Here is a 19,346-nt window from a genome sequence, read left to right as displayed (position 1 = left end):
ATGCGTCCAAAAAGCGGTCGAAGTCTTCGACCGCATTCAAAACTGCTGACTAAGGGAGACTATTATGACAATGAAATTAAGACTGATGGCCGCGACGGCTGGTACGATGTTGGCCGGTACAGCTGCGATCGCGGGACCAGAAATTGTTGACGGGCCCGGGGTTAACCCGGCCTGCTTTACACCATGGGATGACACCACAACACATCTGCAATGGGAGGCGCGCGAAGGGCCTTTCCGCGTGGCCGTTGTGAATGGCTTTGTTGGTAATACGTGGCGCATTCAAATGATCAAGACTGCAAAAGCCTTTGCAGAAGATCCGACCATTGCCGACCAGATTTCCGAGTTCAAGGTTGTTTCGACCGGCACAGATGCCCCGGCCCAACTTGGTGCGATTGAGGATTTCATAAACCAAGGCTTTGATGCCATTATCACAATTGCCGTCAGCCCTGATGGCTTTGATCGGGTTATCCGATTAGCCGACCGCAATGATGTGGTGCTCGTGCCGTTTGATAACGTGCTCGACACCGACCAGGTCATGCAGGTGAACGAAGATCAATTGGCGATGGGCCGTGCCTATGCCACCCACGTCTTGGCCGAAATGGGCAAAACGTCGGGCAAAGTGCTCGAGGTGCGCGGTTTGGCCGGCAATTCAGTTGATCGGGACCGGTCCATTGGCATCAATACCGTACTGGACGAATCCGGCGGTGAATGGGAACGCATTAGCGTTGTCGGGAACTGGGATGATGGCACAGCGCAAAAGGTCGTTGCAGACGCGATCGCCGTTCACGGTGAATTCGACGCCATTCTTGCGCAAGGCGGCACCACAGGCGTTGTTCGCGCAATGCTGGATGCTGGCCACCCAATGGTGCCTGTGTCAGGCGAAGCTGAGAACGGGTTCCGCAAGTTGATGGCTGAGCATGCCGACGACGGCCTTCGGGGTATTTCCATTGGCCAATCACCGGGGCTTGTCGCGATTGCTATGAAGGCCGCGATCTCGGCGCTTGAAGGTAATCCAATGCCTCAATTGATTTCGGTGCCGTTGCCGATGGCAACATATGACGAACTGGAAGACGGCAAGAACTTCTGGACAGAATTGCCGGACAACTTTTTCACAGTGAACGAGTTCCCAGCATGTGACGTTAACATCTCAGGCCCGGCCATCATGGCTCAGGATGAAGCAGACCAAAACTAAGCACTCCTGCACTTGTGGGGCATCGCCTGTCGGTGCCCCACAACCTTTACATAGATTGAGATCTCATGCCCGCCGTCACTGACATCGTTAAGTTACAAAACGTTTCTCGCTACTTTGGCGGAATCACCGCCTTGAAAGACGTCGATTTTTCATGCCGAGCAGGGTCAGTACATGGTATATTGGGCGAAAACGGTGCCGGGAAATCCACACTGATCAAAATCCTTTCAGGTGTGCTCCCTCCCAGTGAGGGACAAGTATTGGTCGATGATAAACCGGTTCAATACCAATCTCCGTCCCAAGCTGCCAAGGATGGCATTGTCTGTATTTTCCAAGAACTTTCGCTAATACCCGATCTGTCGGTGGCCGAGAATATCTTTATCGATCACCCCCCGCGCCGCTTTGGGTTAATCGATGCATCCGCCCAGCGGCGCATGGCCGAAAAGGTTCTGGCCCGCATCAAATGCGAAGACGTCGATCCCGACGCCCGCGTACGTGACCTTAGCCTTTCGCGTCGCCAAATGGTTGAAATTGCTAAGGCGATCAGCAAAGACCTCCGGGTCTTGATCTTGGATGAAGCCACTTCTGCGCTTACGAGCAAAGACGTAGAAACGGTCTATGGTTTGCTTGAGGAGCTGACAGCAAACAATGTCGCAAGCCTGTTCATCAGCCACCGCATGCAAGAGGTCGAAGCCTTGTGTGATCGCCTTTCCGTGTTCCGAAATGGCAGCCACATTCAAAGCTTTGACAAGGGCGATTTGACCGAAGGCGAAATCGTTCGTCTGATGATTGGCCGGGACATTGAGGCGCAATACCCCCCCAAACCGCCCAAAGCTGAGGTGCATCAACCCGCACTGAGCATCACTGACCTAAGGTGGGAACAGAGCCTGAAGGGCGTTGATCTATCCGTTGGCCAAGGAGAGATTGTCGGGCTTGGCGGACTGGATGGACAGGGACAAAAGGAATTGCTGCTTGCTCTGTTCGGGGTTCTTAAGGGCGTCAAGGGCGAGGTCCGCTTGGGCGACATGCCATTCATTCCGACCTCACCGGCAGCGTGCAAATCTGCCGCCCTAGCACTGGTCCCCGAGGACCGTAAAACCGAAGGCCTGATGTTAAGCCTTTCGATTGCGGACAACCTTTTGCTACCGAATTACAAAGCCGTATCACGCGGCGCACTGATTGACACCAACCGTGCCGCGCAAGAAGTCGACGCTGCGATCGCGAAGCTGCAAATCAAGACGGCAAGCCCTGACATCTCTGTTGAAACTTTGTCCGGCGGCAACCAGCAAAAGGTTGTGATCGCTAAATGGTTGGCGCTGAATCCGGATGTGATTTTGCTCAACGATCCGACGCGCGGCATCGATGTGGGCACCAAGCAAGAGATCTATAGCCTCATTCGTAACCTTGCCAGTTCGGGCAAGGGAGTGCTGCTCTATTCAACTGATTATGCAGAATTAATCGGGTGCTGCGACCGTGTCTCGGTTATGTATGACGGCCGTGTCGTAAATGAGCTCAGCGACGATCAACTAACCGAGCAAGCGCTTGTGGCGGCAGCTCTCAATATTCAATCGAAAGGCGTCGCGTAATGACCCGTATGACATCTTGGGTGGGGCGCAACCGCGGTTTCACCGGTGCGTTTTTATTGTTCGCGGCCTTGTTCGTTGGCTATCAAATGATGCACCCCCGCGGATTTTCGACGGCGGTGTTCATCCAAAATGCCAATGAAAGCGTGGTTATCGGGTTTCTCGCCATGGCACAAACCGTGCCCGTTCTAATGCGTGGGCTGGATTTATCCGTGGGGGCCGTGATGACATTGACAAATACCATCGCGTCCCACGTTGTCACGGGTTCCCCGATACAACAAATCGTCGGTATGACCATCACCCTAGCAGCAGGTACAGGCTTTGGGCTGATGAATGGTTTGATAGTCGTCTACGGACGCATCCAACCGATCATTGCGACACTGGCCACAGGGGCCGTCGCAGGCGGCCTAGCCTTGCTGATACGTCCGTCTCCTGGGGGCGAAATTAGTAGCGACCTGAACTGGGCGCTGACCAACGCGGTGTTTGATTTTACCGAAACCCTTGGATTTGCTCAGGACGGAACGGCCGCTTGGTTGCAGCCCATTGCCAATATTCCGATGCCTTTGATCATCATGGCCGTCTTCGGCATCTGCGTCTGGGTGCCGTTCAAACGCACGGTGACGGGGCGCACGATCTATGCGGTGGGCTCGGCCGAGGGGGCGGCTTATATGTCCGGCTTGCCCGTGGCACGGGCCAAGATCGCGGCCTTCACGCTGGCAGGCTATTTTGCTGCGTGTGCGGGGCTTTATCTCGCTATCCAGACCTCATCGGGGAACGCCGATATCAACCAGGCGGGTGCGTATACATTGAATTCGATTGCCGCGGTCGTGCTGGGCGGAACGTCCCTACTAGGAGGAGTTGGCGGTGCGATTGCGTCTTTGATCGGGGCCGGCATATTGCGCGTGATTTCATTCTATTTCCGCATCTTATCCATTGATCCGCTGATGCAGTCGCTCATCGAGGGCCTTGTGCTTTTGGCGGCTGTCAGCATCGGAGCGCTGCGTACCTTGCGGGTCAAAAACACATTGGAGCTGTTTCGATGAATACCCTGCTCTCTTTCACTCCCGAAAACCGGCCCATTGCAATTGCAGCAGCCTTTACGTTGATGATCATCCTGATCGGGACAGCGTATACCCTTACGACGCAAGGGACCGCGCCGATGCTGACACCATCTTATTTACTGCAGCAGCTGCAAATTGGATCGTTCCTTGGGCTGTGTGCTGCGGGCATGATGATGGTGATTTTATTAGGGCACATTGATTTGTCGTTGCCATGGACATTGACAGCAGCGGCCATGATGGCAACCAGCGTTGGCGGACCTTGGGCAATTCCTGCCGGACTAAGCGTCGGACTGATCGTTGGTCTCATAAACGGGTTTGGCGTCTCTTACCTAAGGATCCCGTCAATGATTTTCACATTGGGGGTCGATTCAGTGCTACGTGGATTGATGATCGCCCATACCGGGGGCTTTGCCCCCCAAACCGAGGCGTCGCCTTTGATGCGGTACTTGGCCGCCGATCGGATTATGGGCCTGCCCGTCGCCGTGTTTGTCTGGGCCGCAGTTTCAATATTGATCACCGTTGTTCTGACACGGACGGGGTTTGGCAAATCAATCTATGCAACCGGCGCTAAAGAAAGTGCTGCTTACCTGTCTGGAATACGCACCCGTTGGGTCATTACTGGGGCCTTTATTGCATCCTCGATGTGCGCCGCATCTGCGGGCATATTGCTCGCCGGGTATTCGGCCAAGGCCTATCAAGGTATGGGTGCGCCGTTTTTGTTGCCAGCGATTGCAGCCGTGGTTTTGGGCGGCACCCATATTCTTGGTGGCCGAGGTAGGTATCTGGGAACACTGGTTGGGGTGATCTTGATCGTTTTCCTCAACTCGGTTCTGTCGATAATGCAGATGCCCGAGGCGTTTCGTCAGATCATCTATGGCATTGTGATCGTCGGAATGCTTTTGGTCTATGGCCGTGAAAATAAAACACGACTTTAGGCGCGCCTTCCACCCAATCCTTTTCTTTATACTGTGGACAATCTGATGACAGACCAATCGCCAAAAGAGACAAACGATGTAAGACTGCGGTCAAGAGATTGGTTCGACAATCGTGACAATCCTGGCATGACTGCGCTTCATCTCGAACGCTATCAGAACAGCGATTACACCAGTGAAGAGCTTCGATCCGGTCGTCCGATCATCGGCGTCGCCCAAACCGGATCAGATCTGACGCCTTGCAACAAAATTCATGTGTTTCTTATGGACCGGATCAAGGAGGGCATTCGCGACGGCGGCGGTATCCCGATGGAGTTTCCCGTTCACCCCATTCACGAAAACGGCAAGCGCCCGACAGCGGCACTTGATCGCAATCTGGCCTATCTGGGTCTAGTAGAGGTTTTGCATGGGTACCCGTTGGATGGGGTCGTTCTAACGACCGGCTGCGACAAGACTACTCCCGCTATGCTGATGGGGGCTGCCACTGTGGATTTACCCGCCATCGTACTTTCTGGCGGACCGATGCTAGATGGCTGGTGGAAGGGAGAATTGGCGGGCTCAGGTACGATCATCTGGGAAAGTCGCCGTCTTTTGGCCGAAGGCACTATTGATTACGAAGAATTCATCCACCGCGCCTGCGCGTCGGCCCCATCTTTAGGCCATTGCAACACCATGGGCACCGCGAGCACAATGAATGCGCTGGCCGAAGCCTTGGGCATGAGCCTGCCCGGATGCGCTGCCATTCCCGCTCCGTTCCGCGAACGTATGCACATGGCTTATGAGACAGGTAAACGGATCGTAGCCATGGTTCATGAGGATTTGACGCCATCAAAGGTGATGACGCGCAAAGCTTTTGAAAACGCGATCAAAGTTGCAACCGCAATTGGCGGATCGACGAACGCGCCGCCGCATTTGCAGGCCATCGCCCGACACGTTGGCGTCGATTTGGACATCCTCGACTGGCAGACACATGGCTTCGACCTGCCACTGTTGGTCAATATGCAGCCCGCAGGAAAATACCTTGGCGAACGGTTCTTCCGTGCTGGCGGTGTGCCAGCTGTCATGGGCGAAATGCGGCAGGCCGACATGCTCCATCTTGATGTGATGACCGTGTCTGGCCAGACGTTGGGGGCAACCTTGGCAGATACGCGGAGCCTTGATCACGATGTCATTATGACCACTGCCGCGCCGCTACGAGAAAACGCCGGGTTTATGGTTATTTCAGGTAACTTGTTCGACTCTGCCTTGATGAAAACCAGCGTGATTTCAGACGAATTCCGTAGTCGGTTCCTCAATAAGCCCGACTCCAAGAATGTGTTCGAGGCGCGAGCAGTGGTTTTTGAAGGTCCTGAACATTATCACGCAACCATTAATGATCCGACTTTGAACATCGATGAAAACACGATCCTGTTCATGCGAGGTGCGGGCTGCGTTGGATATCCGGGATCCGCAGAAGTAGTGAACATGCAGCCGCCTGACGCGCTGCTAAAGGCAGGTGTCAAACATTTGCCAACGGTAGGTGACGGTCGCCAATCAGGCACATCAGAAAGCCCGTCGGTGCTCAATGCGTCGCCGGAGGCGGCGGTGGGCGGTGGGCTTGCGGTATTGCAGACGGGCGACAGGGTTCGGATGGATCTTGAAAACCGAACACTGAATGCGCTTGTCGATCCTGATGAATGGCAAAAACGGTTAGACGATTGGACCCCACCTGACCTGATAAACCAGACCCCTTGGCAGGAAATCTACCGCGCGAATGTCGGTCAATTGTCAGACGGCGGATGTCTTGAATTTGCGACTTCGTATCAAAAGATCAGGCAGCACAAGCCCCGCGACAGCCATTGATACGAAGATAATATTTGCTACAAAAAGGATCGATAAGATATGAATTTGGATGAAAACGGAGTCTGGCTTGGGCGCGTTTGGGACGCAAAGGCCCACGGCCCAATTGTGGTCACGATACGCGACGGGTACTTTGTCGATATCACCACAAAAGCCGCACCCTTGGTACGTGACATCTGCGAAATGCCCCATCCAGCTGCGTATGTGTCGTCAATCGAAGGCATTGCGGTAGGTACCGTAGCCAGTATCGAGAGAGCCGCAGTGGGCGACTATTCGCAAACGCACATTCTGGCACCGTGTGACCTACAGGCAATCAAAGCTTGCGGCGTCACATTTGCCAATTCCATGGTGGAGCGCGTGATCGAAGAACAAGCTGCCGGCGACCCGCAAAAGGCAAACGCCATCCGCGACAACATTGGCGCGTTAATTGGCGATAACCTCAAGAACGTAAAAGCGGGCTCGAAAGATGCAGAGCAGATCAAGGCAGCCCTGATCAAAGAAGGACTATGGTCGCAATACCTTGAGGTCGGCATCGGCCCGGACGCCGAAGTCTTTTCAAAGGCGCAGACCTTGTCAGCAGTTGGGCATGGGGCAGAAGTGGGTTTGCACCCGATATCCGATTGGAACAACCCGGAGCCAGAGGTCGTCTTGACCGTCTCATCCAAGGGCAAAATCGTCGGAGCCACCTTAGGCAATGATGTCAACCTGCGCGATGTCGAAGGCCGATCCGCCTTGTTGCTGTCTAAAGCTAAGGACAACAATGCTTCGTGCTCAATCGGTCCGATGATCCGCCTCTTTGACGCGGATTTTGGCATGGATGATGTGGGGGCTGCGGAACTCGATATGACAGTCACAGGAACGCAGGACGGGTTTGTCATGCATGGCACATCTTCGATGACGGAAATCAGTCGCGCCCCTTCAGACCTTGTGCAACAGGTCATCGGACGCCACCACCAATACCCCGACGGGTTCATGCTGTTTTTGGGCACCCTTTTTGCACCAACTCAGGACCGTGATGTGCCAGGCGAAGGGTTCACCCATAAGCTAGGCGATGAGGTCAAAATTTCATCACCGAAACTTGGCGAACTCTGCAACACCGTTCAACTATCGACACATTGCCCCGAATGGCGCTTTGGGATTAGCCACTTGATGCGCAACCTTGCACAACGTGACTTACTCTAGACCTGACTGAAAAAGGGTGTTCAAAAACCCGTTGACCGTCAATGTAGGTGGCACGCACGCCGATACTCGCGCTGCCATCATCCAAAGTTAGCCGGTATGTTGCGTCAATTGAGCCAAGAATTGCGACGCCATCGTGCAGCCACTGATAGCTGACAGTGCCCAGCCCATCTTCGTTCGCCAGTGTTTTGTATTGGATGCGGTGAGCGTCTCGTCTTCGGTTGCGGTCCCTGAGATCATGACAGACCCGGTGGGGGCATCATTGATGTTGACGACCGTGTTCAAGATGTCTTGCGTGTCAGTCTGTCGACTTTATGCCGCGACAGGAATGTGAACACCTTTCTGTTTCCACGGCTTGAAATTGAAAGTCGAGAACTGGTGGTGCGTATATCACCGTGAGAGTAGTCATTCGTAGGCAACGAAACGGATGACCGCGATGAGGGACTTACCGGCCATTTAACGGTGCCCTTTTGAGTGCTTAGCGGAACAGACTTTAAGGACTTTGTAATTATTGTTGCTGTACATTCATATTATCTAAACGAACTACAGTTTATCGGACACGAGCCGCATCCACAAATGGGCTGGAGGCGCGCCGACTGCGCATCCTCCCCGAGCTGGGTCGCGCACCAAGAATGGCACCGCAGCAATGTGTTCGCCGCCGACAAAGTACGCGGGACAGCGGTCGTTGGAAACGAGTCCCACCGCAGCCCCCGCGTAGCAATCAGAGGTCCATTCCCAAACACTGCCATTTAAGTCGACTATCCCCTGAGATGTTGTTGCAAGTGCACCTTGCAAACGCAAAGCGCGTTTAGTTTGTGGTTCTAGCAAATAGGTTGAAGCCCATGTCAGGTCCGGGTTTACAAATATCGGGTCGGGCGTATGCGGCAGAACCTCGGCTGCCATAAACTCCCATTCGCGCAACGATGGCAGGCGAAAGTTTTGACGTGTTTCGCGATTGATCCAAGCCAGATACTGGCTGACATCAGGGTAGGCGAGGCCAGTAGCCGGCGTTTCTCTTTCGTCATGCCCGTTCGGCGCGCGCAATCGCTGTGTGCAGGCCCTTGGCAGGGCTTTCCGGCCTTTGGCTACCTGGGCGGCTTGCCATCGGAGCATCCGCATACTTACCACTATCACTTGTTACGGTGACCGATCTGTCGTTCCTCAGCGTCCTTTGGGCTATGATCTTGCGCGAAATCGTTGCAGGCAAAAAATGGGCGAACCTACCAGTCGTGATCCTCATTGGGGCTTTCATTGCTGCAAATGCCCTTTTCCACCTCGAGGGCGCGCAGAAAGGAAACGCAAGCCAAGGGTACGGGCTCCGGCTGGCGCTCGCTGTCTCGCTCGTCCTCATCATGTTGATCGGCGGCAAGGTCACGCCCTCCTTTACCCGCAACTGGGTGGTCAAACGCGGGCACAACACCTTACCAACACCGCCAATTCAACGGTTTGATAAGGTTGTACTATTGGTTTCAGTAGCGGCACTTCTCGCTTGGGCTGCCATCCCGGACCATATCATTGTTGGCGTGGCACTTATCGCGATTGGTTGCTTGCACATCGTGAGGCTGCTCCGTTGGAAGGGTTTCAAGACAGTTGCCGAGCCGCTGGTTTGGATTCTACATGCCGCCTATGCATTTGTACCTATCGGTGCACTTGCAACGGGCACAAGTATTCTTCGCCCAGCGTTTGTCAGCCCCGCAGCAGCCTTACACATATGGACCGCAGGCGCGATCGGCCTGATGACCATTGGTGTCATGACACGCGCATCACTGGGGCACTCTGGGCGATAGCTTCATGCAGGAACAGGAACGGCATTTCTTTACGCAATGCTAATAATGTCGGTCGTCGCGCGGTTTGCAGCTGATGCAATTCTATCAGTCAGGACTCCCTTGTTGGAAGCAACCGCATTGTTTTAGATCATTGGGTTCGCGGGCTTCGTTGCCATTTACGGTCCGATGCTTTTGAAACAAAAAGTACAGCCTGAGTTATAAGCGCGGCGCCATACTCGCGAAATTCCTCCTCGCTGTTTCGATAGTAATTATCACGCCTTTGGCGAACGGAACTCAAAACAAAAGCCTAAAAATCGGCTTAAATCTATCCCCAAAGGCCAAATATCATCAGTATTAGACGGCGATCACTCCTTAAGGCCATGAAAGTCAAAAGTGCTTTGTACAAGCCCAAAAAGCATGACAGTCTTTAGCATGATGAACGACGCCCTCACCAACATGCCAAGCCATTTTCAGTTCACACCGCCGGAAAATGGTCCGTTCAGATTCATTGCCGTTGATGTGGAGACAGCTGCGTACGACGTAGCGAGCATCTGTCAGATCGGTTTGGCCTTCGTTCGCTTCGATCACTCTATCGAGACTTACAGTACCTATATTGATCCTTGCATGCGTTTCGCAGAGAGCAATACACGACTACACGGGATCGACGCCGAAACTGTAAAAGATGCGCCAACATTTGTGGAAGCCTTGCCAGAACTGCGCCGCGTTCTTGAAACGCACCCGCTTGTCCAGCACAGCCGCTTTGATGAAAAATCATTTGACGCCGCGTGTCGGCTTGCCCAGCTGCCCATCTTGAAATCGATTTGGATAGATAGTGTTTCTGTCGCACGTAAAGCATGGCCAGAATTTCGTGGAAATGGAGGACATGGCTTAGCCAACCTTAGACAAGAACTTGGGCTTCAATTCCGACACCATGATGCCGGAGAAGACGCGCGTGCGGCCGCTGAGGTCATATTTAAAGCCGAGATCTCCTTAGGTGCAGAAATCAAGTTGCTAAATCCAAATCGACAGCTGGTTTTCGATTTTTGGTAACCAGACCATTCGCAGCGTTCACCGCAAATGGTCATCCGATCTTATAGCCCCAATGTAGTATTAAAAGTCGACTCCGCCCCAACAGAGCAAACTTTGGCGCAGGCCGCCTTCAAGGTTCCGTTATGCCGGATTTAGCCGACCAACCAAATGCGGGTGATTTATACGTCGCACCTTACGGGCCTGTCGTCCACTGCTCCTGACCTTCGAATATGATCAGTCCGCCGCGCATGGACCGCCGTTTTCAATCTCAAAAGATGACGTGCACGCGCGGAACGACACCCGCCACTGAAACTATCTGGCATTTGACGCCGCGCTAATCCAAATCGCTTGCTGGAACGATGGGAAAGAACACACCACCTGATCGCACGCCAAACCATTCATCACCGTCATGCGGGGCTTTCTCACCAATATCGACAAGCCGGTAAAATGACTTGCGATCGATCAACGCCTCAAGGTTCGCGCGGATGTGTACGTATGGGCTGGGTTCGCCTGTGTCAGTATCACGCACAACCCGGATTGGATGATCGGGGCCTGCTTTCACACTGTCCCCAACATTCGTTTCGAAGACCAGTGCGCCTTCAACCACGTCGAAATCGACTGCAACAAAGGGTGCGTCATCGACCGTAATTCCGACCTTTTCAACCGGAGTAACCAGTACATAGTCGTCGCCGTCTTTGCGTAGAATCGTCGAAAACAGGCGCACCAGCTCCGGCCGACCAATGGGCGTACCCATATAAAACCACGTCCCATCCCGCGCGATCCGCATGTCGATATGCCCGCAATGCGGCGGATTCCACAGATGAACCGGGGGTAAACCGCCTTTTTGGGCGGCTCGCGCGCTTTTCGCGATGCTTTCGGCCGATGGGGTCACAATCTTTTGTGTGCTCATTGATTTTGCCATTGGGGTTCGTTCGAATATCTGTTGGTATAGACAGATATAGTTCAACCGGAGGAAAGTCATGGCCGATCTCGCCGATCTTGTCGCCCAAATTGAAAGTCTGGGCGCAAAGCTGCAAGACGCACGCAGCAGTATCGCCGCGCGCTTCATTGGCCAGCCCCGTGTTGTTGATCTGACTTTGACCTCGCTTATCTGCGGGGGCCACGCCGTTTTGATCGGCCTGCCCGGCCTTGGCAAAACGCGTCTTGTCGATACGCTATCGACGGTGATGGGCCTTAACGGGAACCGCATTCAATTTACACCCGATCTGATGCCCGCCGATATTCTCGGGTCTGAGGTTCTGGAAACAGCAGAAGGTGGCGCACGCAACTTTCGCTTTATCGAGGGGCCGATTTTCTGCCAACTGTTGATGGCTGACGAAATCAACCGTGCGTCCCCCCGTACGCAATCCGCGCTACTGCAGGCGATGCAAGAAAAAGAAGTCACCATCGCGGGTGAACACCGCCCGCTGGGTGAACCGTTCCATGTGCTCGCGACGCAAAACCCGATTGAACAAGAAGGCACCTACCCTCTACCCGAAGCGCAGCTTGACCGTTTCCTTGTCCAAATCGACGTGCCCTATCCAGATCGCCAAACAGAGCGCGACATTCTGATCGCAACCACTGGCGTAGCCGAGGCAGAAGCGACACCAGTGTTCACCGCCCAAGAGCTGCTTGAGGCCCAAGCCCTGCTGCGCCGTATGCCTGTAGGCGACAATATCGTCGAAATGATCCTTGATCTTGTCCGCGCCTGTCGTCCTGATGAGGATGCACCGGATATTATCCGCCAGAATGTCAGCTGGGGCCCAGGCCCGCGTGCCGCGCAAGCGCTGATGCTGACCGTACGTGCCCAAGCACTGCTTGATGGGCGGCTTGCACCATCGGCCGAAGATGTCCGCGCAATGGCTGTTCCGGTTCTTGAACACCGCATGGCGTTATCCTTTGCCGCCCGCGCGCGTGGCGAAAGCATTGCCGATATTATCAATACCGTTGCGACCCAAGTGACCGAGGTCGCAACCGCCGCATGACTGCACCGCTGAACCTCCGCGCCGACGCCGAAAGCTTGGCCGCGCCGCTGCCCGCGCTTTTGGCCGAGGCAGAACATCTGGCTTCAACCGTATTGTTGGGTGACCACGGGCGGCGGCGCGCGGGTGTGGGAGATACATTTTGGCAATACCGACCTGCGCAACCAACCGACGCTGCACGTAGCATCGATTGGCGGCGGTCTGCTCGATCAGACTCTAATTTTGTTCAGGACAAGGAATGGCAGATCGCGCAGTCGATCTTGCTGTGGGTTGATCAAGCGGCATCAATGGGCTTCCAGTCCGGCGATCTTCCGAGCAAAGGCAACCGCGCCCGGATGCTGGGGTTGGCAACGGCGATTTTGCTTATTCGTGGCGGCGAACGGGTCGGTCTAACTGGGTTACGCCTGCCACCGCGTCGCGGTGAAGCCCAGATCATGCAAATGGCGCAGATCCTTTCTGAGGACAGTGACCATGATTATGGCGCACCAGAGACCCAAGGCATGCTACCGCATTCGCGCGCACTGTTTATCAGCGACTTTTTAGGGGACATCGCACCCGTAGAAGAAGCCCTGCTGCGCGCTGCCGACCGTGGCGTGCGCGGTGCGCTTTTGCAGGTCCTTGATCCGCAAGAAGAAGACTTCCCCTTTGACGGGCGCACGATCTTCACCTCGATGACAGGCGCGTTGGAACATGAAACGCTCAAAGCCGGTGATCTAAAACAGCGTTACCTCGACCGATTGGCCGAGCGTAAAGATAGGCTGACGCATTTGGCCCGGACCACAGGTTGGCAATTTCAAACCCATCACACGGGACAACCTGCAACGACTGCCCTGCTTTGGCTTTATGGCGCATTGGAACGGCGGACATGATGTGGACGCTTGGCCCGATAGGTTTCACCGCGCCTTGGCTTCTTGTTGCTTTGGCGGCGCTGCCCATCCTATGGGTACTGCTACGTGCCGTACCACCTGCGCCAATCCGGCGGCGTTTTCCCGGCGTGGCGTTACTGCTTGGACTTGCGGACGAGGATAGCCAGTCCGACCGCACACCTTGGTGGTTGCTTTTGCTCCGGCTATTGGCTGTGGCTGCCGTGATTGTCGGTTTTGCTGGACCAGTACTGAACCCGCAGGCCGCACGCGACGGCAAAGGCGATTTAGTCATTGCATTGGATGGTACATGGGCGGGGGCAGCGAATTGGCAGGCCCGCATGGATCGTGTGAACGCCCTACTGACCGAGGCAGCGCTTGCCGATCGCCGCGTCGCCGTTGTTGCCTTGACGGACCTTCCGAGTGACACGCTCCCATTTACTGCCCCAAACGAATGGCAAAACCGCTTGCCAAACCTGCAACCAAAGCCTTGGCAACCGCAGGACGCAGCAGATTATTTCAGCGCACAACAAGGCAGCTTTGAAACCTACTGGCTGTCTGATGGCGTTGATTTTGAAGGGCGCGACACATTGCTTGAAGCCCTTGAGGCTGCAGGTTCTGTAACCGTTTTCCAAACGCCGCAGCTGACAATTGGGGTGCGCCCCGCGCGGTTCGAAGATGGCCAAGTCATTGTATCAGCAACCCGCACGCCTGTCGGGGCCGCCTATGAAACACAAATCACTGCAGTCGGCCTAGATCCTGCTGGTGTTGAACGACAGCTTGCCACCGTTCCGTTGGCATTTGAAGCAGGTGACGCAGATGCCGAAACAGCCATGGTTCTCCCGCCCGAGCTTCGCAACCGGATCACACGGTTTGAGATCACTGGAAACCGATCTGCCGGAGCAGTCAGCCTGACGGATGATGCGCTGAAGCGTCGCGAGGTTGCTTTGATCGCAGGAAGCGACAGCCGCGAAGGTCTGGAATTGCTTTCGCCGCTCTACTACCTGCGCGAGGCCTTAGAACCGACTGCCGACCTTATTGATGGCACCCTGTCTGATATTTTGCTCGCCAATCCAGATGTGGTCGTCTTGGCAGACGTTGCGACGCTAAGTGAAACTGAAACAGACGCTGTCCACGATTGGGTCGAAAACGGTGGTATGCTGCTACGTTTTGCAGGGCCACGGCTGGCGGCAAGTGATCTTGGTCGCAACCAAGAAGACCCACTTTTACCCGTTCGCTTACGCAGTGGTGGCCGCACTGTCGGCGGCGCAATGAGCTGGGGCGAGCCCAAGACACTAGCTCCGTTCGAAAACGACAGCCCTTTCTTTGGCCTTCCGATCCCCGAAGACGTCAACGTCACCAGCCAAGTGATGGCGCAGCCCGATCCAACACTGGCAGATCGCGTCATCGCACAGCTTGCGGATGGTACGCCGCTGGTCACCCGCAAGATCACAGGCGAAGGACAAGTGGTGTTGGTTCACGTCACCGCCAACGCGGAATGGTCCTCGCTTCCGCTGTCAGGGCTTTTTGTGCAGATGCTTGAACGATTGGCGGTCTCAACCCGTCCCGCGACACCCGACGCCACAGAACTTGCTGGAACGACATGGTTGCCGAACAAAGTTCTGGACGCATACGGCAGGCTTGAAGACGGCAGCGCGCTGCCCGGTGTCGCCGGTGAGATGCTTGCCACTGCGGCACCTGGTCCGCTGCTTCAACCCGGTCTTTACGCTGGTAACGACCGGCAGCTCGCCGTCAATGTGATCGGGTCCGAGACCCTCTTATCCGTTGCAAACTGGCCTGCCCGCATCGCGGTCGAAGGTATGGCTACAATGCGTGAAACCGCGTTAAAGGGCTGGCTGCTTAGCGCTGCAATCTTGCTGTTATTAATTGATGTCATTGCATCGCTTGCCGTCGGCGGGCGTCTGCGCGGCCCAAGAGCTGACGTTGCTGCATTGCTTGCGCTCATGATGTTTAGTGCGCCCGATGCACAGGCACAAACTGACGACGCCTTCGCGCTTCGCGCCACGTCGCAAGTCGTGCTGGGCCATGTGATAACCGGCAATGCCCAAGCTGACGAAATCGCCGAAGCGGGCCTATTGGGGCTATCGCAAACCCTATTCCGCCGCACCTCGATCGAGCCGTCCGCGCCTATCGGCGTCGACTTAGAGACCGATGAGCTCGCGTTCTTTCCGTTTCTTTATTGGCCGATTACCGCAGATCAACCGCTGCCGTCACATGACGCCTACGCCAAATTAAACCGCTATCTACGTGCAGGTGGCATGATCATGTTTGATACGCGTGACGCTGACACCGCGCGATTTGGATCGGGCTCGCCCGAAGGTCGCAAGCTGCAAGCCATTGCGCGATCACTTGATATTCCCGCGCTTGAACCTGTGCCGTCAGACCATGTGCTGACGCGTACCTTCTATCTATTGCAGGATTTTTCCGGCCGCTATGCCAGCCGCGACGTATGGGTCGAAGCGGCCCCCATTGGCGCGACCCAAATCGAAGGCATGCCATTTCGCAATCTTAATGATGGGGTCACACCTGTTATCATTGGGGGCAATAATTGGGCTGCCGCTTGGGCGGTAAACGCGAATGGTTCCCCCATGCTGCCCGTCGGGCGCGGAATGGCGGGCGAACGCCAACGCGAGATCGCACTGCGCTTTGGCGTGAATGTCATCATGCACGTGCTTACTGGTAACTATAAATCAGACCAAGTCCATGTACCGGACCTGCTGGATAGGTTAGGACAATGACCGAGACTTTGATTTTTGATCCGCTGATCCCTTTGCCGATGCTTCTTGGCGTGGCGGCAATGGTTGTGATCGCCTTTGCATTTGCGCTTTGGCGCCGCCTGCCCGGCAGTTGGCTGCGCGGAGCGGCGGGCTTTGCCTTGCTTGCCGCGATCGCAGGCCCGTCGCTGCAACAAGAAGACCGCGCGCCACTGTCAGATATTGTCTTGCTTGTTGTCGACGAAAGCGCCAGCCAAAAGATCGCTGACCGGGTCGAACAGAACGAAGCCGCAATTGCGAATGTCGAAGCAGAGCTAGCCCGGCATCCAAACACTGAACTGCGGATCGTGCGTTTAGCCGATGGAGAGGGAGACAGCGGCACCGCCCTTATGACCGCAACATCCGAGGCGCTGTCAGAGGAACCGCAAGGCCGGATCGCTGGTGTAATTCTACTTAGTGACGGGCGGCTTCACGACATTGAACGCGCACCGCGCCTGCCCGCCCCGATGCATTTGATGCTAACCGGCCAACCGGACGATTGGGATCGACGGCTTGTTGTGTCGCACGCCCCCGCCTTTGCTATTCTGGGCGAACAAGTCACCTTGACCCTGCGAGTAGACGACCAAGGTGCTGCCCCGACAACTGATGCGGTTGTGCTATCAATTGCAGTGGACGGTGACACGCCGATCAGCCTGCCGATCCCCATTGGCCAAGACATCGAGATCCCAATTGAACTGCCCCATGGTGGCATGAACGTCCTGCAGTTTTCGATCCCAGAGGCCGAAGGCGAACTCACCGCGCGTAACAACACTGCCGTCGTACAAATCAACGGTGTACGTGATCGTTTGCGTGTTTTGCTTGTGTCAGGTGAACCGCATGCAGGTGAACGGACTTGGCGGAACCTGTTGAAATCTGACCAAACCGTCGACCTCGTTCACTTTACCATTCTGCGTCCCCCTGAAAAGCAAGACGGCGTACCGGTCAACGAACTATCACTGATTGCATTTCCGACGCGTGAACTGTTCTTGGACAAAATCCACGACTTTGACCTAATCATCTTTGACCGCTATCGCCGCCGCGGAATTTTGCCTGCCAGCTATTTCGACAACATCCGTCAGTATGTTGAACAAGGCGGTGCAGTGCTGGTGTCATCTGGGCCTGAATACGGCGCAGCAGAAAGCATCTATCGGTCTCCGCTCGGGCAAATCCTGCCCGGTGCACCGACCGCACGCGTCTTTGAAGAAGGGTTCGTGCCCCAGATCACCGATATCGGACAGCGCCATCCGGTGACCGAAGGGCTGGAAGAATTCTCACCCAATCTGGACGGCGAAGGTCCCGGTTGGGGCCGCTGGTTCCGGCTGGTTGACGTTCTTGTTCCAACAGAGGCCACGACGGTCATGTCCGGCTTAGACGACCGTCCGCTGCTGACACTGAACCGCATCGGAGAAGGGCGCGTTTCGCTGATTGCCTCGGATCATAGCTGGCTATGGGATCGCGGTTTCGAAGGTGGCGGTCCGCAACTGGAACTCCTGCGTCGCCTTGCCCACTGGATGATGAAAGAACCCGAGCTTGAGGAAGAGGCGCTTTGGGCTGAACCAAGCGGTCAGACAATGCGCATCATTCGCCGCACACTGAGCGAGGAAACTGGTGACGTGACAGTTACCCATCCCGATGGGACTGAAACTGTCCTCACTCTTAAAGAAGTATCACCCGGACGGTATGAAACACAGTGGAACGGTCCAGAGATCGGACTGTATCGCTTGGATGACGGAACTGAATCGTCCGTCATCGCGCTTGGCCCTGCTGCCCCCCGAGAGTTTGAACAGACCATCGCGACTGGCGAAACCTTGGAGCCTCTTGTTGAAGGTACAGGTGGTGGCATCATGCCGATATCGGACGGAGACATCAGCATACGTACGGTCCGCGCAGGTCGCCCTGCGAACGGACGCGGCTGGATCGGGATCACACCGCGCGGCGCATACCAAACGGCAGACATCAGAATCACGCCAATACTGCCCGCATGGGCATGGCTTCTACTGGCATCAGTGCTGATTATAGGTGCATGGCTGCGTGAGGGGCGGCGTTAGTCGCTAAGCGGAACTTCGAACAGCTCATCCGACCAACCATCAACGTTGCAGCGCGCGCGGATGAATATGGATGTCGCGCTTTCGGGAATGACGATCCCGGATTGTGATCGCGTAAAGGGCTGTTCGTTTTCGTGCGGATGAAACAATTCACGAAACCCTAATCGGTTGCCATCCGCGTCAAGGGCTTCCCAACCATCCGCATAATGGTCCCAGCCAGTGTCGGGATGCAGCACGGTCACATCAACCCTATCGCCAGTTACCGTGACGTTCTGCACTTTGGGTGCATCTGCCAAAGCGGTCGTCGCAGCGAAAATGGGGATCAGTGCATATTTCATATTTTCTCGTTTAGCAGAATACTGCGCGGAATCGATGCAAATTCTCGTGTCCAGACGATCCAGACGGCCACGACTGTCGCGATGATCAACGCAACCGAACCCAATAGCCACGCTAACGCGGCAAGCGAGAAATACATCGCGCGTAGCCCACGGTTAAAGTTTACAGCAGCACGAATATTTAATTCAGCTGCCTGCGCGGCACGTGGAAATGCGACCGGGTCTTTGGGGTCGTTCGGGACCGCGGCCATAACCACAGCACAATATCCAAACACGCGGTTCGCCCAGACGAATTTCAAAAACGCGTTGGCAAGGAACAGCACGACAAGGCCCAGCTTTAGCTGCCAGACAACAACAGGGACCGGCATATCCGTCACCTCAAGCGCCACACCGCTTAGCGGATCAGTATTCCCGATCAACGCAAGAACACCACCCATCGCCAATAGGCAGGTAGAAGCAAAAAACGATGTGCTTTGCCGCAGGCTGCTTAGGATTTGGCTATCGAATAGGCGGGGGGATCGTTCGACAAACACCTTCATCCAAGTCCGCCGATGTTCCGACATCAACACAGTCACGGATGGTCGCTTACTTCCTGAGTGGTCGATGAGCGAACCAATCCCATACCACGCAACAATAATTAGCGCCGCAGCGCACCAGTCCCAAAGGGTCAAAAGGCTAAGGTGTTCAATCAGTGTCATATTTCAATATGTAGCCAGTCGGCTTACCACTTGCTATACGTAAAAATTGGTAATATATTTTTACCAATGAT

At 55.2% G+C, this 19,346-nt stretch carries 16 protein-coding genes; 12 read left to right on the top strand and 4 right to left on the bottom strand.

The window, feature by feature from the left end; translation table 11 throughout:
* Positions 1–64: 64 nt before the first annotated feature.
* The 6 genes from CLV80_RS06905 to CLV80_RS06880 all read left to right on the top strand — a co-directional run bounded on the left by CLV80_RS06905 (position 65) and on the right by CLV80_RS06880 (position 7,786).
* A complete protein-coding gene (locus CLV80_RS06905) occupies positions 65–1,192 on the top strand; it encodes a sugar ABC transporter substrate-binding protein (protein ID WP_106356285.1) in 1,128 nt (375 codons plus the stop codon).
* A 65-nt stretch (positions 1,193–1,257) separates the two neighbouring features.
* On the top strand, positions 1,258–2,775 hold the full coding sequence (locus CLV80_RS06900; protein WP_106356283.1) for a sugar ABC transporter ATP-binding protein: 1,518 nt from the start codon (positions 1,258–1,260) through the stop codon (positions 2,773–2,775).
* Positions 2,775–3,815, top strand: a complete 1,041-nt coding sequence (locus tag CLV80_RS06895; RefSeq protein WP_106356281.1) for an ABC transporter permease — start codon at positions 2,775–2,777, stop codon at positions 3,813–3,815. Before CLV80_RS06900 ends, CLV80_RS06895 begins: the two co-directional genes overlap by 1 nt.
* Positions 3,812–4,768, top strand: a complete 957-nt coding sequence (locus CLV80_RS06890; RefSeq protein ID WP_106356279.1) for an ABC transporter permease — start codon at positions 3,812–3,814, stop codon at positions 4,766–4,768. Before CLV80_RS06895 ends, CLV80_RS06890 begins: the two co-directional genes overlap by 4 nt.
* A 45-nt stretch (positions 4,769–4,813) precedes the next feature.
* Positions 4,814–6,607 carry an IlvD/Edd family dehydratase gene (locus tag CLV80_RS06885; protein ID WP_106356277.1) on the top strand — a complete coding sequence of 598 codons (1,794 nt, stop codon included), beginning with the start codon at positions 4,814–4,816 and terminating at the stop codon, positions 6,605–6,607.
* A gap of 39 nt (positions 6,608–6,646) precedes the next feature.
* Positions 6,647–7,786, top strand: a complete 1,140-nt coding sequence (locus CLV80_RS06880; protein ID WP_106356273.1) for a fumarylacetoacetate hydrolase family protein — start codon at positions 6,647–6,649, stop codon at positions 7,784–7,786.
* Positions 7,787–8,326: 540 nt separating this feature from the next.
* Here the strand turns inward: CLV80_RS06880 and CLV80_RS06870 are convergent.
* Positions 8,327–8,896 (bottom strand): SUMF1/EgtB/PvdO family nonheme iron enzyme, encoded by a 570-nt coding sequence (locus tag CLV80_RS06870; RefSeq protein ID WP_511261309.1) that lies wholly within the window; start codon positions 8,894–8,896, stop codon positions 8,327–8,329.
* On the opposite strand from CLV80_RS06870, the gene CLV80_RS06865 reads away from it, so the two are divergent.
* Together CLV80_RS06865 and CLV80_RS06860 are read left to right on the top strand one after the other, a co-directional pair.
* The gene (locus tag CLV80_RS06865) at positions 8,845–9,570 is read left to right on the top strand and encodes an NnrS family protein (protein ID WP_165793338.1); all 726 of its coding nucleotides are present in this window, start codon (positions 8,845–8,847) and stop codon (positions 9,568–9,570) included. The two genes, CLV80_RS06870 and CLV80_RS06865, sit on opposite strands and share 52 nt — an antisense overlap.
* Before the next feature lie 435 nt (positions 9,571–10,005).
* Positions 10,006–10,599: a 3'-5' exonuclease gene (locus CLV80_RS06860; RefSeq protein ID WP_375342191.1), complete on the top strand. Its 594-nt coding sequence runs from the start codon at positions 10,006–10,008 to the stop codon at positions 10,597–10,599.
* 313 nt (positions 10,600–10,912) lie between these two features.
* Here the strand turns inward: CLV80_RS06860 and CLV80_RS06855 are convergent, their stop codons facing one another.
* Positions 10,913–11,488 carry a DUF1285 domain-containing protein gene (locus CLV80_RS06855; RefSeq protein WP_106356266.1) on the bottom strand — a complete coding sequence of 192 codons (576 nt, stop codon included), beginning with the start codon at positions 11,486–11,488 and terminating at the stop codon, positions 10,913–10,915.
* A 70-nt stretch (positions 11,489–11,558) separates the two neighbouring features.
* Here CLV80_RS06855 and CLV80_RS06850 point away from each other — a divergent pair, with 70 nt between their 5' ends.
* Genes CLV80_RS06850 through CLV80_RS06835 form a run of 4 tightly spaced genes read left to right on the top strand, consistent with a single transcriptional unit; the run spans position 11,559 to position 18,245 of the window.
* The gene (locus CLV80_RS06850) at positions 11,559–12,563 is read left to right on the top strand and encodes an AAA family ATPase (RefSeq protein ID WP_106356264.1); all 1,005 of its coding nucleotides are present in this window, start codon (positions 11,559–11,561) and stop codon (positions 12,561–12,563) included.
* On the top strand, positions 12,560–13,429 hold the full coding sequence (locus CLV80_RS06845; protein ID WP_106356262.1) for a DUF58 domain-containing protein: 870 nt from the start codon (positions 12,560–12,562) through the stop codon (positions 13,427–13,429). The genes CLV80_RS06850 and CLV80_RS06845 overlap by 4 nt, the downstream gene beginning before the upstream one ends.
* Entirely contained in the window at positions 13,429–16,182 is a 2,754-nt protein-coding gene (locus tag CLV80_RS06840; RefSeq protein WP_106356921.1) for a DUF4159 domain-containing protein, read from the top strand. The genes CLV80_RS06845 and CLV80_RS06840 overlap by 1 nt, the downstream gene beginning before the upstream one ends.
* Complete coding sequence (locus CLV80_RS06835; protein ID WP_106356260.1) at positions 16,179–18,245, top strand: hypothetical protein; 2,067 nt, start codon at positions 16,179–16,181, stop codon at positions 18,243–18,245. The genes CLV80_RS06840 and CLV80_RS06835 overlap by 4 nt, the downstream gene beginning before the upstream one ends.
* Here the strand turns inward: CLV80_RS06835 and CLV80_RS06830 are convergent.
* Both CLV80_RS06830 and CLV80_RS06825 read right to left on the bottom strand, forming a co-directional pair.
* Entirely contained in the window at positions 18,242–18,580 is a 339-nt protein-coding gene (locus CLV80_RS06830; RefSeq protein ID WP_106356258.1) for a hypothetical protein, read from the bottom strand. The genes CLV80_RS06835 and CLV80_RS06830 overlap by 4 nt on opposite strands.
* Positions 18,577–19,275: a DUF599 domain-containing protein gene (locus CLV80_RS06825; protein ID WP_106356256.1), complete on the bottom strand. Its 699-nt coding sequence runs from the start codon at positions 19,273–19,275 to the stop codon at positions 18,577–18,579. Before CLV80_RS06825 ends, CLV80_RS06830 begins: the two co-directional genes overlap by 4 nt.
* Positions 19,276–19,346 lie beyond the last annotated feature (71 nt).

Origin of the sequence: Yoonia maritima (assembly GCF_003003285.1) — a bacterium.
GTDB classification, from domain to species: domain Bacteria; phylum Pseudomonadota; class Alphaproteobacteria; order Rhodobacterales; family Rhodobacteraceae; genus Yoonia; species Yoonia maritima.
This window is presented reverse-complemented; position numbering and strand designations above follow the sequence as displayed.

Coding starts and splice junctions, on each gene's coding strand:
- CLV80_RS06840 (WP_106356921.1), top strand. CDS start 13,429: ATGTGGACGCTTGGCCCGATAGGTTTCACCGCGCCTTGGCTTCTTGTT.
- CLV80_RS06905 (WP_106356285.1), top strand. CDS start 65: ATGACAATGAAATTAAGACTGATGGCCGCGACGGCTGGTACGATGTTG.
- CLV80_RS06855 (WP_106356266.1), bottom strand. CDS start 11,488: ATGAGCACACAAAAGATTGTGACCCCATCGGCCGAAAGCATCGCGAAA.
- CLV80_RS06880 (WP_106356273.1), top strand. CDS start 6,647: ATGAATTTGGATGAAAACGGAGTCTGGCTTGGGCGCGTTTGGGACGCA.
- CLV80_RS06850 (WP_106356264.1), top strand. CDS start 11,559: ATGGCCGATCTCGCCGATCTTGTCGCCCAAATTGAAAGTCTGGGCGCA.
- CLV80_RS06825 (WP_106356256.1), bottom strand. CDS start 19,275: ATGACACTGATTGAACACCTTAGCCTTTTGACCCTTTGGGACTGGTGC.
- CLV80_RS06860 (WP_375342191.1), top strand. CDS start 10,006: ATGCCAAGCCATTTTCAGTTCACACCGCCGGAAAATGGTCCGTTCAGA.
- CLV80_RS06845 (WP_106356262.1), top strand. CDS start 12,560: ATGACTGCACCGCTGAACCTCCGCGCCGACGCCGAAAGCTTGGCCGCG.
- CLV80_RS06900 (WP_106356283.1), top strand. CDS start 1,258: ATGCCCGCCGTCACTGACATCGTTAAGTTACAAAACGTTTCTCGCTAC.
- CLV80_RS06885 (WP_106356277.1), top strand. CDS start 4,814: ATGACAGACCAATCGCCAAAAGAGACAAACGATGTAAGACTGCGGTCA.
- CLV80_RS06830 (WP_106356258.1), bottom strand. CDS start 18,580: ATGAAATATGCACTGATCCCCATTTTCGCTGCGACGACCGCTTTGGCA.
- CLV80_RS06895 (WP_106356281.1), top strand. CDS start 2,775: ATGACCCGTATGACATCTTGGGTGGGGCGCAACCGCGGTTTCACCGGT.
- CLV80_RS06870 (WP_511261309.1), bottom strand. CDS start 8,896: ATGCTCCGATGGCAAGCCGCCCAGGTAGCCAAAGGCCGGAAAGCCCTG.
- CLV80_RS06835 (WP_106356260.1), top strand. CDS start 16,179: ATGACCGAGACTTTGATTTTTGATCCGCTGATCCCTTTGCCGATGCTT.
- CLV80_RS06890 (WP_106356279.1), top strand. CDS start 3,812: ATGAATACCCTGCTCTCTTTCACTCCCGAAAACCGGCCCATTGCAATT.